Source organism: Caulobacter sp. GW456-12-1-14-TSB4 (assembly GCF_059424195.1).
Map to the genome: position 1 here is coordinate 1 of NZ_JBWKZF010000026.1, position 12,265 is coordinate 12,265.

Consider the following 12,265-nt stretch of genomic DNA (forward strand, 5'->3'; position numbering starts at 1 on the left):
GATATACCCCAGCCCCGCCGCGCGGTGGATGGCCTGCGCCCTCCCCGCCACCCGCAGCTTCAGCGCCGCGTTCTGGACGTGGAAGCGGACGGTCGGGCCTGAAATGCCGATGATCTGGGCGATGTCGGCGTCGGTCTTGCCGGCCGCCGCCCATTTCAGGCACTGGACCTCGCGCTTGGTCAGCCGCACCGGCGGAGCGTCGTCGCCCAGGCCGTCGCGATAGGCGCAGACCAGCCGCAACGCCGCGCCGTGCAGCTCATCCGCCCGCGCCGCGTACAGCGCCGGCAGGTCCGCGACCGGCTTGGACGAGGCCCAGACCACCGCCCCGATCACCCCGCCGGTTAGGTAGGTCGGCGCGATGATCGCCGCCTCGATGCCGAAGGCCTGGGCCGCCTCGCGCACCTCGATCGCCTCCAGCCGCGCCAGAGGCCGCCAGCTGGCGAACCGGCCCTCGTGATAGAAGAACGGCTCAGCCGAGTAGCGCGCGGCCAGGATGAACGGGGCCCGCAGCGCGAAGGCCCGGTCGCGCCAGTAGCGCACCGCGTTGTCCAGCCACTCGAAGGTCGTCTCGGCCAGAGGCTTGCCGTCCGCGCCCAGCATCGGCTCGGGACTGGAGATGTCGGCGCTGGCCGCCACGTACGGCAGACCGATTTCGGCCCCGAGGTCGCGGACCCGCTCGGCCAGGATCGTGACCCGTTTCAGGCGTTCGATGTCGTCCGCCTTGCTGAGCATCGAGACCGCTTCCCCTATCGGTTCCGATAGCTTGCGCGCCGCCCCCGCCCCTCCGCAAGTTTCCCCGACGATGCTGGCGGAAGGAAACGCGGGTGGATCTGGAACTGTCGCCTGACGACCTGGCCTTTCGCGACGAGGTCCGCGCCTTCCTGGATGCGAACCTGACGCCGCCGCTGCGCGAGGCCGGCCGGCGGATGACCAGCGTCTTCTGCGACAAGACCCATAGCCTGGCCTGGCAGAAGATCCTGCACGCGCGAGGCTGGGCCGCCCCGACCTGGCCAGTCGCGTACGGCGGCCCCGGCTGGAGCGACATCCAGCGCCACGTCTTCTTCGCCGAGTGCGCCCGCGCCGGCGCGCCGAACCTGGCGCCGATGGGCCTGCGGATGGTCGCGCCGGCGATCATGGCGTTCGGCACGCCCGAGCAGAGGGCTCGCTACCTGCCGCGCATTCTGTCGGGCGAGGACTACTGGTGCCAGGGCTATTCCGAGCCGGGCTCGGGGTCGGACCTGGCGTCCCTGCAGATGCGCGCCACGCCCGACGGCGACGACTACCTCCTCAACGGCTCGAAGATCTGGACCACCCACGCCCACTGGGCCAGCCACATGTTCTGCCTGGTCCGCACCTCCGCCGAGGGCAAGCCGCAGGCCGGCATCACCTTCCTGCTGATCGCGATGAACCGGCCGGGCATCAAGGTCGATCCGATCGTCACCCTGGCTGGCGAGCACGAGGTCAACCAGGTGTTCTTCGACGACGTCCGCACGCCCCAGGTCGACCGCCTGGGCGCGGAGAACCAGGGCTGGACGGTCGCCAAGCACCTCCTGGAATTCGAACGCGGCGGCGGCTACGCGGCCGGGCTGCACGCGGGGCTGGAGCGCCTGCGGAGCATGGCGCAGGCGGAAGACATCCTCGACGACGTCCACCATCGCCGCCGCCTAGCCGAGGCCGAGATCGGAGCCCTGGCCATCGATATCACCGAGCGCCGGGTGCTCTCCGCCCTGGCCGCCGGCGGCAAACCCGGCCCGGCCTCGTCGATCCTCAAGCTCCAGGGCTCAGAGCAGCTCCAGCGCCTGGATGAACTGGGCGTCGAGGCCCTGGCGACCTACATCGCCCCACACCAGCCCAAGGCCCGCGAGGCCGGCTCGAACGAAAGCCCCGTCGGCCCCGAGCACGGCCTGACGACCATGGCCCGCTACCTCAACAACCGCGCGGCCTCGATCTATGGCGGCTCCAACGAGATCCAGCGCGACATCATCGCCAAGCTGGTCTTGGGGCTCTGAGGGGCCGCCCTCGTCCTTCGACAGGCTCAGGATGAGGGCTACTGAAGCGCTCGAGTAGAAACCTCATCCTGAGCTTGTCGAAGGACGAGGTTTCGGTCCGTCCCTATCATTTCCGATAGCTTGTTACGCGAGTAAGGGACCCGCACGCTCCCCGATAGAGCCAACGCCCAATGCAGGCGCGGCCAAGAGGGAGGTAGACGATGCCAGGACCCACGCGCCTGACTGTGAGCGTGTCGGCGCTCGCCCTGCTGATGGCGGCCCCCGCCATGGCGCAAACCCAGGCGCAAAAGCCAGACGACAGCCTGACGATCGACACCTTGGTGGTCACGGCCCAGCGCCGCGAGGAAACCGCCAACAGCGTCGGCATGCCGATCCAGGCCTTCAGCGGCCAGGCCCTGCAGCAGCTGCGGGTCACCGACCCCAAGGACCTCTCCACCGTCGCCCCCAGTTTCACGGTCAGTCAGAGCTATCAGGGCGTGCCGACCTATACGCTGCGCGGCATCGGCTTCAACACCATCAACCTGTCGGCCACCTCGACCGTCGGCACCTATTGGGACGAGGTCGCCTACGCCTATCCGTTCATGAACACCGGCCCGATCTTCGACCTGGAGCGGGTCGAGGTGCTGAAAGGCCCGCAAGGCACGCTCTATGGCCGCAACACCACCGCCGGCCTGATCGACTTCGTGACCAACAAGCCGACGCAGGAGTTCGAGGGCGCCCTCACGGCGGAAGTCGGCAACTACAAGACCCACAATTTCGAGGGCATGGTCAGCGGCGCGCTGGGCGAGCGTGTCCAAGGCCGCCTCGCCTTCCGCACCGAGGACAGCGACAAGGGCTGGCAGGTCAGCAACACCCGCGGCGAGCACCTGGGCGAGAACCACCGCGACGGCTGGCGCGCCTCGCTGGCCTTCCAGCCGACCGACAAGGTCGACATCGACCTCTCGTACTCGGGCTGGCGCAACAAGTCCGACACCGTCGCCGCGCAAGGCATCGGCTTCACGCCCGCCACCGCCGCCAGCCCGTTCAACGCGCCCGGCATCGTCAGCTACATCGCCAATAACAAGCCGACCAAGGCCAGCCAGGCCGACTGGGCGCCGCTGTCGGTGCGCGGGACGGACGCCGGGGCAGGCGTCGGCATCCGCGATCCCTACCGCGAGGACGACAAGTTCGACGCCGGCAAGCTGCGCATCGCCTGGGACGTCGCCGACCATGTCACGCTCGTTTCGCTGACCAGCTACAACAAGCTGACCCGCGACGCGGTCTTCGACTGGAGCGGCGCGCCCTACGAGATCCTGATCCAGAAGGCCCACGGCGAGATCGAGTCGACCGCCGAGGAGCTCCATCTGGAAGGCGTCACCGACAAGGGCTCGTGGCTGGTCGGGGGCTATGTCGCCCACGACAAGATCCTCGACATGAACCGCACCCTGCTGGGCCAGAACGCCAATGTCGGCACGATCCGCTATGTCGGCTCGACCCTGCTGGCCACGCCGTTCAACAGCTTCGGCTACACCGCCCTGCAGATGAGCCAGGCGTTCCGCACCTATGAGGACGTCGGCAATATCGAGACCGACACCTGGAGCCTGTTCGCCAACGCCGACCGCCAGCTGGCGCAGGACCTGAAGCTGACCCTGGGCATCCGCTACAGCCAGGACAAACAAGACTATGTCGGCTGCTCGCGCGACTACAACGGCTCGATGCTGGTCAACGTCAATGTCGTCAACCGGGCCCTGTTCGCCGGCGCCTATGGCCTGGTGGCGCCGATCACGACCAACGGCTGCAACACCTTCGACCCGGCGACCAAGAGCTTCGGCCTGGTGAAGTCCAAGTTGGATGAGGACAACCTCGCCTGGCGCGTGGCCCTGGACTGGACGGCCTCGGAGACCGTGCTGGTCTACGGCTCGGTCTCGCGCGGGGCCAAGGCCGGCGCGACCCCGATCAACGCCGCCAACATCTCGACCCAGAACGCTCCAGCGACGCAGGAAATGCTGACCGCTTACGAGGTGGGCGTGAAGGCCGGCCTCTTCGACCGCCGGGTCCAGGCCAACCTGTCGGCCTTCTATTACGACTACCAGGACAAGCAGCTGTCGGTCTATTTCGCCGACCCGATCTATACCGCCCTGGCGCGGCTGGCCAACGTGCCCAAGGCCGAGGCCCATGGCCTGGACGGCGACATCACCTGGCGCGCCAGCCGGGCCCTGACCTTCATCGCCTCGGCCACCCTGCTGCACACGGAAGTGAAGGGCTACACGGGCATCAACGCCGCTGGCCAGACCCAGAGCTTCGACGGCGCGCCGTTCCTCTACAGCCCGAAGTTCCAGGGCGGGTTGACGGCCCTCTTCCACCAGCCGATCGGCGGCGGACTGGAGCTGAACGCCGCCCTGAACGGCCGCTACCAGTCCAAGTCGCAGGCCGATCTCGACGGCAATCCGCTGTTCGTGATCGACAGCTACGGCCTGCTGAACGCCAGCCTCGGTATCGGCAATCCCGACAAGGGTTGGGACCTGTCGATCTGGGGCCGCAACATCACCGACGAATATTACTGGAGCGCGGTGAGCAGCAACGCCAACGTCGTCGTCCGCTTCCCCGGCAAGCCGACGACCTGGGGGGCGAGCCTCAACTGGAAATTCTGATGAGCCGGAAACCTCGTCCGGAGTTCATCCTCGGGCCGACCTTCGGTCGGACCCGGGGGACAGGCTCAGGATGAGGTTTCCTACTGAACCGCCGTAGTCCTCACCCTGAGCTCGTCGAAGGGCGAGGACGGGCCCTCGATCTCGGTCCCTGGAGCGCGGCGGCGACGTCGCGCTCCTTTTTTACGTCCGGGTCCGCAGCAGGATCTTGGACCGGGCCTCGAGCCCCAGCAGCGTGAACAGCACCACGAACGCGAAGGCCAGCAGCAGCAGCGACAGGCGATGCGCCTCGCCCCACTCCAGCCCCTCGACCAGACGGAAGATCTCGGTCGACAGTACAGTCGTCTCGCCGGGGATATTGCCGCCCAGCATCATCACCACCCCGAACTCGCCCACCGTATGGGCGAAGACCAGGATCGCGGCGGCGACATAGCCCGGGATCGACAGCGGCAGGGCCACCCGCCAGAACCGCTGCCAGGGCGTGGCCCCCAGACAGGCGGCGGCCTCCAGCGGCTCGTCGCCGATGGCCAGGAAGGCGTTACGCAGCGGCTGCACCGCGAACGGCAGCGAATAGATCAGCGAGCCGATGACCAGGCCCTCGAAGGTGAAGGCCAGGGTGCGGATTCCGAACGGCTGGAACAGCACCATCAGCGGGCTCTTTGGCCCCAGGGCGATCAGCAGGTAGAAACCCAGCACCGTCGGCGGCAGCACGATCGGCAGGGCCACCAGCGCCGTCACCGGCGTGCGCAGGGGCGAGCGCCCGCGCGCCAGCCACCAGGACAGCGGCGTGGCCAGGGCCAGCAGCAGGATCGTGGTGATCCCCGCCAGCTTGCCCGTCAGCCACAGGACCTCTGTCACGATCAGCGGACCTCGTAGCCGTAGCGCTTGATGATCGCCTTGGCGTCGCCGCTCTTCAGGAACTTCAGGAAGGCCTTGGCCGCCTCGCTGTTGGCCCCGGTCTTCAGCAGCACGGCCTGCTGGTCGATCGGGGTGTGGTTGGCCGCCGGCACCACCCAGCGCGAGCCGCCCTGCTCGGTGATCACCTGCGACAGGGCCACGAAGCCCAGCTCGGCCGCGCCGGTCTGGACGTACTGGAAGGCCTGGGTGATCGAGGTCCCCTGGACGATCTTGGGCTTCAGCGTGTCGTACAGCTTCAGCTTGGTCAGGGTCTCGACCGCCGCCTGGCCGTAGGGCGCGGCCTTGGGGTCGGCGATCGACAGCTTCTCGAACTTGCCGGTCTTCAGCACCGCGCCCTTGCCGTCCACCAGGCCGGGGGTCTTGCTGTAGAGCACCAGGCGGCCGGTGGCGTAGGTGAAGCGCGAACCCGGAACCGCCAGGCCCTCGGCCTCGGCCTTCTGCGGACGCTCGACATCGGCCGACAGGAACACCTCGAACGGCGCGCCATTGGCGATCTGGGTGTAGAACTGGCCCGACGAGCCGAAGCTCAAGGTCGCGTCGTGGCCGGTCTTGGCCTTGAACTTGGCGGCGATCTCCTTGGCCGCCTCGGTGAAGTTGGCGGCCACGGCCACCTTGGTCTCGCCGGCGAAGGCGGTCCCGCCCAGCGTCAACGACAGAAGCGCGGCGATCAACATCGGACGGCGGGCGATCATCTGATAATCCTATGGGGGCGCTGCGGTTATGTAGCTCTCATGCATAACGGTGAAACAGTGGCTCGCGAAGACGATTTCAGCGCCTCCCTGATCCTCAAGCGCGGCGGCCTGGCCCGGGTGGGGCTGGAGCGCATCGCCCTCTTGGAAGCCGTCGCGGCCCTGGGCTCGATCAGCGCCGCCGCCAAGCAGGTCGGCCTCTCGTACAAGGGCGCCTGGGACGGGGTGCAGGCGCTGAACAACCTGTTCGACGCGCCCCTGGTCAGCGCCGCGCCGGGCGGCAAGAGCGGCGGGACGGCCGAGGTCACCCCACGCGGCCAGGCGGTGATCCGCGCCTTCCGCGCCGCCGAGCGCGAGGTCGGCGCGGCCTTCGCAAGGCTGGAGGCGGACCTGTCGGGCGACGCCGAACTGCTCTGGAGTTTGGGCCTGCGCACCAGCGCCCGCAACGCCTTGCGCGGTGTGGTGACGGCGGTGGAGGGCGACGGCGTCACCGCGACCGTGACCCTGTCGCTGGCCGAGGGCCTCGTCCTCCACGCCTCGATCACCCAGCGCAGCGTCGAAGACCTGGGCCTCGCGCCCGGCCGGGCGGCCATCGCCCTGATCAAGTCCAGCTTCGTGCGGATCGGCGAGGGCGACGCCGACAACCGCCTGGCCGGCGAAATCGTCGACCGCGAGGCCGGCGAGACCTCGGCCGAGGTGACGATCGCGCTCTCTGCGGGGAAGTCGCTGGTGGCGACGCTGAGGCCGGAAGACGCGGCGTGGGCGCTGACGGTCGGCGCCAAGGTCGAGACCCAGATCGCGGCAGCGGATGTGATCTTGGCGGTCGACTAGGTCTTCAGCGTTTCATTCGCCTCATCGACGAACTTGCGCAGCAGGCGGGCCAGTTCCTGCAGGTCCCAAGCGCTCCACTGGTCCAGCATCGGCTTGGCCAGCCGCTGACGCGCCGCATCGAGCGCGTCAGCGTACTCCTGCCCCTTCTCCGTCACCACCGCCTCGCGCACGCGCTTGTCGGTCGCGTTCGGACGGCGCTCAACCAGGCCCAGACTCTCTAGCTTGGCGACTTGGCGGCTGACCACGGAATGGTCCCGGCCGGCTAGGTCTGCAAGATCGACCACACCGATGGGGCCCTTACGCTCGATGCGCACCAGGAGCGGGAAGAGCGCCCTATCCAGCGACACGCCCGCTTCGCGCAGCAGGACATCATCGACCTGGGGGCGATTGAGGAGCCCGGCGAGGTCCATCATCGCCAAGTGGATGTCTCGATACACGGTGACCATGGGTGCATTTTGCACGTTTTATGTTGACGCCGTCCAGTCCTGGATTTATGTGCTTTTTGCACACGATATATGTGCATAGCGCACACGACAGGAGATGCGGATGACCTCTTCCCAATCCACTCCCGACACCACCAACATCCTGATCGCCGGCGCCGGTCCGGCCGGCCTGACCCTGGCCATCGACCTGGCCCGCCGGGGCGTCGCCTTCCATCTGATCGACAAGGCCCCGCAAGCGTTCCGGGGCTCGCGCGGCAAGGGCCTCCAGCCGCGCAGCCTGGAGGTGTTCGAGGACCTCGGCGTCCTGGCCCCGATGCTGGCGACGGGCGGTCCCTATCCGCCGGTGCGCAACTACGCCCCGGACGGCAGCTTCGAGGAGACGGCGATCGGCGAAGGCGCGACGCCCTCCCCCGCCGAGCCCTACGCCGCGCCGCTGATGCTGCCGCAGTTCATGACCGAAACCATCCTGCGCCAGCGCCTGGCCGACCTGGGCCACACGCCCGAATACGGCGCCGAACTGATCGGGATCGACCAGGACGCCGAGGGCGTCACCGCGACCCTGGCCGATGGCCGCACGCTCCGCGCCCGCTGGCTGGTCGGGGCCGACGGCGGCCGCAGCTTCGTGCGCCATGCGCTGGATATCGGCTTCCCGGGCAAGACCATGCCGGGCCAGGCGATGGTCGCCGACACCAGGCTGACGGGCCTGTCGCGCGACGCCTGGCACGTGTTCGGGACCCGCGAGACGGCCCAGGTGTCGTTCTGCCCGCTGGCCGGGACCGACCTCATGCAGATCCAGGGCCACGCGCCGAAGGACGGCGAGGCGGGGCTGACGGTCGAGGGCCTCAACGCCTTGATCCGTGAACGGACGGGTCGCGAGAACATCGTGGTCCAAGAGGTGTTCTGGACCTCGGTGTACGGCCTCAACGCCCGCCTGGCCGACCGCTACCGGGTCGGGCGCGTGCTGCTGGCCGGCGACGCGGCGCACATCCATCCACCGACCGGCGGGCAAGGCCTGAACACCAGCATCCAGGACGCCTACAATCTCGGCTGGAAGCTGGCCGCCGTGCTGGCCGGCGCGCCGGAGAGCCTGATCGACACCTACGAAGCCGAGCGCCGCCCAATCGCCGCCGGCGTGCTGGGCCTCTCCACCGACCTGCTGGCCAAGGCCATAACCCGTCAGGGCATGAAGCGCGGCCGCGAGGCTCGGCAGCTGGACCTCGGCTACGAAGGCTCGGCTCTGTCGCTGGACCTCGGCGTCGAGGCCAAGGTCGCGCCCGGCGACCGCGCCCCGGATGCACCGTGCCAAGGTCGGCGCGTGTTCGAGGTCCTCGCCGGCCCGCACTGGACCCTGCTGGGCAAGACCACCATCGCGCCGCGCCCCGGCCTGGTCGTCGCCGAGCTAACGGACACCGACGGTTGGTTCGCCGACGCCTACGGCCTGCCGCCCGGCGGTTTCGTGCTGATCCGCCCGGACGGCTACATCGCCACGATCGGCCGAGCGGGCGACGAGGCGGCGGTCGAAGCCTATCTCTTGGAAACCACGGCGAAGCTACCTTAGATAGCCCCGCGCGCCAGGGACGCGCACGGGGGCCTTCCATGACGTTCGTGATCTACGCCTTGATCATCCTGTGGATTCCGGCCTGCGTGGCGGCGGTGGTGTTCATCATCCGCCCCAGCCGGCGCTGGCCGGTCTTCGGGACGCGGCTGCGCGCGTTCCTGATGCTGCTGGCGTTCTTCTTCGGCGTTCCGATCTTCATCGCCCTGGCCGCGCCCGACAGCATGCGCGTCAAGCCCGGGCAGGAGAACAAGCCCGCGCCGGCCGCCGCCACGCCGACCGCCGAGACCAAGCCCGCCCCCGCCGCGCCGCCGCCTCCGGCGACCGTCGACGCCGAGGATGTCGCCCGGAATCCCCAGCGCTACATGGAGCTGAGCGACATCCAGACCACCAAGGGCCATGGCGGGACGGTCCTGCTGAGCGGCAAGATCTTCAACGGCGCCGACGTCACGGTCCGGAACCCGAAACTGAAATGCTACCTCTCGGTGGGCCGCGAGAACGCCGGGACCGTGTCCGGCGTGCTGCGCCGCGCCATCCCGGCCGGCGAGGAGGTCGCCTTCTCGGACCTCGACATGGGCGACGCCGATCTCGAATGGCGCCACCAGGTCTGCGAGATCGCCGGCGCCGAGGTCGCCGGCAAGAAGCGCTAGCCCACGAAGCCCTAGCCCACGCAGGCGGCCAGGCCGTCGCGGCGCACCGTCCCCGAGGCCTTGCCGATCTTCTGGGTGCGCTTGGCCACGTACTTGCCCGGCTTGATCACCCGCCACTTCAGCGGGCTGGGCAGGATCGCGGCCAGCCGCGAGGCCTGGGCCTGGGTCAGCTTGTCGGCGTCGACGCCGAAATAGCGCTGCGAGGCGGCCTGGGCGCCATAGATGCCCGAGCCGAACTCGATGGAGTTCAGATAGACCTCCATGATCCGCTCCTTGCCCCACAGCAGCTCGATCAGCACCGTGAACCAGGCCTCCAGGCCCTTGCGGACATAGGAGCGCCCCGGCCACAGGAAGACGTTCTTGGCCGTCTGCTGGCTGATGGTCGAGCCCCCGCGGATCTTCCTGCCGGCCTCGTTGTTGGCATAGGCCTTCTGCAGGGCGTTGAAGTCGAAGCCGTGATGCTCGCAGAATCGGGCGTCCTCGGCGGCGATCAGGGCGCGCGGCAGGGCCGGGGCGACCTTGTCGATCGACATCCAGCGGTGATCCAGGCCCCGCCCCTCGACGGCGCGGATGACCATCAGCGGCGTCACCGGCGGCGGGACGAAGCGATAGAGAATCACCGTCACCACCGGTCCGGCCACCAGCACGATGAACAGAGCCAGCGCGATATTCCGCAGAAGCCGCCGCACGTAACGCCCCCAGAAGTCCACTTGTCTTGACCTTGCGGACGGATGCTAACCAGAGCGACCGTCGCTGTCGCGCGGCATAAATGCACACGGGTTAAGGGAGCCTTCGATGGACGTGATCGACGCCGTCAACCGCCGCATGTCGGTGCGCGCCTTCAAGCCCGATCCGGTCGATGGGGCCGTGGTCCGCGAACTGCTGGAAGCCGCCGCCCGCTCGCCGTCCGGCGGGAACCTTCAGCCCTGGCGGGTGCAGGCCGTCGCCGGCGAGCCGCTGGAGAAGCTGAAGGCGACCATGCTGGCCCGCGTCGCCGCGCCCGATCCGACCGAATACGACGTCTATCCGGCCAATCTGTGGGAGCCGCTGCGTACGCGCCGCTTCCAGGTCGGCGAGGACATGTACGGCGCGCTGGGCATCCCGCGCGAGGACAAGGTCCAGCGCCTGATGTGGTTCTCGACCAACGGCCAGGGCTTTGGCGCGCCCGTGCAGCTATTCTTCTCGATCGACCGCCGCTGCGGCCCGCCGCAGTGGAGCGACGTCGGCATGCTGATGCAGACCTTCATGCTGCTGGCCGTCGAGCGGGGCCTGGACACCTGTCCGCAGGAGTTCTGGTCGCACTACAACAAGATCGTCGACGACCATGTCGGCCTGCCGGAGGGCCACATGCTGTTTTCCGGCATGGCCCTGGGCTATCGCGACGAGGCCGCGCCAGTGAACAACTTCCGCTCCCAGCGCGCCCCGTTCGAGGAGTGGGGGGAGCTGAAGGGGTTCTAGCCGCCCGCGAACTGCCTCGGCCCGCTGAGGTCCGGGATCTCGATCACGCCGGCCTCGCCGCTCTCGTCGCCCCAGGCGAAGAACTTGCCGTCGGCGCTGGTCGACAGGGCGCTGATCGGGGCGCCCTTCTCGGCCTTGAGGGTCTCGATGCGGCCGTTGCGCATGTGGGCGGCCCAGATCTTGCCGTTGTCCTGGCCGGCCAGGCAGACCGGCTGGACGTCGATCCCCGCCACGCGGACGACCATCGAATCACGCGAGAAGCCGATCTCGGCGGCTTCCTTGCCCATCGGGCCGTTGGCGCCGGCGAACGGCCAGATGACCGCGCCCGAGGCGCCGGCCGTGGTCAGCAGGGCGCCCTTGTCGAAGAAGGCCACGCTCTTGATCTTGGACGGATAGCCGCCCATCCGCATGTCCTTGCTGTCCGACAGCCGCCAGCCGTGCAGCTGGTTCTCCTGCATCGACGAGATCAGGAACTTGCCGTCCGGGCTGAATTCCACGGCGATATGGCTGCCGGCCCACTTCAGGACGGTCGGCTTCTGGTCGGCGATGCGGGCGTACCAGAGATAGGCCCCGCCGTAGGAGGCGCTGGCGAGGCGCCGGCCCTTGGGCTCGAAGGCCAGGCCCGACACCGTCTTCTCATGCGTGAAGGCGCGGGCGAAGGCCGGATCGGCGACGTCGCGGACATGGACCTCCTTGCCGGCCGTGAAGGCGATCAGGCCCGAGGCGGCGCTGGTCGCCACATGCTCGATCCACTTGTTCTTCACCTCGGCGATCAGGGTGGCGACCACCTCGCCGCCCTCGATTCGGCTCCAGACCACCTTGCCGTCGTCGCCGCCGGTGACGACGCCATTGCCGCTGGGGTGGACGGCCGAAGCCAGAACGGCCGCGCCCATAGGGCCGCCGTGGGCCTCGACGGTGACGAATCCCTCCGGCGTCTGGAGGCGGACGGTGCCGTCGCCCAGGGCGAACAGGGCGCGGCCCGAGCGGTCGAACAGGGCGTCGGTGACGAAGGCGTCGAAAGAAAAGATCATGCGCGCGAGATAAGACACGAGAGCCCCGACGACCAGACTCTTTCCAAAAGCCCG

At 68.6% G+C, this 12,265-nt stretch carries 12 protein-coding genes and 1 pseudogene; 6 read left to right on the forward strand and 7 right to left on the reverse strand.

What is annotated here, in order from left to right; translation table 11 throughout:
* A partial coding sequence (locus tag AC07YH_RS20260) for a helix-turn-helix transcriptional regulator (protein WP_494748761.1) occupies positions 1-732 on the reverse strand: 732 nt, incomplete at its 3' end.
* A gap of 92 nt (positions 733-824) precedes the next feature.
* Between AC07YH_RS20260 and AC07YH_RS20265 the strand changes: the two genes are divergently transcribed.
* Complete coding sequence (locus AC07YH_RS20265; protein ID WP_494748762.1) at positions 825-2,009, forward strand: acyl-CoA dehydrogenase family protein; 1,185 nt, start codon at positions 825-827, stop codon at positions 2,007-2,009.
* Here the strand turns inward: AC07YH_RS20265 and AC07YH_RS20270 are convergent.
* A pseudogene (locus tag AC07YH_RS20270) lies at positions 2,005-2,119 on the reverse strand (hypothetical protein); the annotation flags it as partial. The gene AC07YH_RS20265 and the pseudogene AC07YH_RS20270 sit on opposite strands and share 5 nt — an antisense overlap.
* 90 nt (positions 2,120-2,209) lie before the next feature.
* Here AC07YH_RS20270 and AC07YH_RS20275 point away from each other — a divergent pair.
* On the forward strand, positions 2,210-4,639 hold the full coding sequence (locus AC07YH_RS20275) for a TonB-dependent receptor (protein WP_494748763.1): 2,430 nt from the start codon (positions 2,210-2,212) through the stop codon (positions 4,637-4,639).
* 180 nt (positions 4,640-4,819) lie between these two features.
* Here the strand turns inward: AC07YH_RS20275 and modB are convergent, their stop codons facing one another.
* Both modB and modA read right to left on the reverse strand, forming a co-directional pair.
* Positions 4,820-5,494: a molybdate ABC transporter permease subunit gene (gene modB, locus AC07YH_RS20280; protein WP_494748764.1), complete on the reverse strand. Its 675-nt coding sequence runs from the start codon at positions 5,492-5,494 to the stop codon at positions 4,820-4,822.
* Positions 5,495-5,496: 2 nt separating this feature from the next.
* Positions 5,497-6,246, reverse strand: a complete 750-nt coding sequence (gene modA / locus AC07YH_RS20285; RefSeq protein ID WP_494748765.1) for a molybdate ABC transporter substrate-binding protein — start codon at positions 6,244-6,246, stop codon at positions 5,497-5,499.
* A 39-nt stretch (positions 6,247-6,285) separates the two neighbouring features.
* On the opposite strand from modA, the gene AC07YH_RS20290 reads away from it, so the two are divergent.
* The gene (locus AC07YH_RS20290; RefSeq protein WP_494748766.1) at positions 6,286-7,074 is read left to right on the forward strand and encodes a TOBE domain-containing protein; all 789 of its coding nucleotides are present in this window, start codon (positions 6,286-6,288) and stop codon (positions 7,072-7,074) included.
* Here the strand turns inward: AC07YH_RS20290 and AC07YH_RS20295 are convergent.
* Complete coding sequence (locus tag AC07YH_RS20295) at positions 7,071-7,520, reverse strand: MarR family winged helix-turn-helix transcriptional regulator (RefSeq protein ID WP_494748767.1); 450 nt, start codon at positions 7,518-7,520, stop codon at positions 7,071-7,073. The genes AC07YH_RS20290 and AC07YH_RS20295 overlap by 4 nt on opposite strands.
* A gap of 100 nt (positions 7,521-7,620) precedes the next feature.
* On the opposite strand from AC07YH_RS20295, the gene AC07YH_RS20300 reads away from it, so the two are divergent.
* Positions 7,621-9,075, forward strand: coding sequence for an FAD-dependent oxidoreductase (locus tag AC07YH_RS20300; RefSeq protein ID WP_494748768.1), 1,455 nt, complete (start codon positions 7,621-7,623; stop codon positions 9,073-9,075).
* 38 nt (positions 9,076-9,113) lie between these two features.
* Positions 9,114-9,722 carry a hypothetical protein gene (locus AC07YH_RS20305; protein ID WP_494748769.1) on the forward strand — a complete coding sequence of 203 codons (609 nt, stop codon included), beginning with the start codon at positions 9,114-9,116 and terminating at the stop codon, positions 9,720-9,722.
* Between the two features lie 11 nt (positions 9,723-9,733).
* On the opposite strand, the gene mtgA is transcribed toward AC07YH_RS20305, so the two are convergent.
* Positions 9,734-10,432: a monofunctional biosynthetic peptidoglycan transglycosylase gene (gene mtgA, locus AC07YH_RS20310; RefSeq protein WP_494748770.1), complete on the reverse strand. Its 699-nt coding sequence runs from the start codon at positions 10,430-10,432 to the stop codon at positions 9,734-9,736.
* Positions 10,433-10,517: 85 nt separating this feature from the next.
* On the opposite strand from mtgA, the gene AC07YH_RS20315 reads away from it, so the two are divergent.
* On the forward strand, positions 10,518-11,180 hold the full coding sequence (locus AC07YH_RS20315) for a nitroreductase (protein ID WP_494748771.1): 663 nt from the start codon (positions 10,518-10,520) through the stop codon (positions 11,178-11,180).
* Here the strand turns inward: AC07YH_RS20315 and AC07YH_RS20320 are convergent.
* Positions 11,177-12,211 (reverse strand): WD40 repeat domain-containing protein, encoded by a 1,035-nt coding sequence (locus tag AC07YH_RS20320; protein ID WP_494748772.1) that lies wholly within the window; start codon positions 12,209-12,211, stop codon positions 11,177-11,179. The genes AC07YH_RS20315 and AC07YH_RS20320 overlap by 4 nt on opposite strands.
* Between the last annotated feature and the right edge of the window lie 54 nt (positions 12,212-12,265).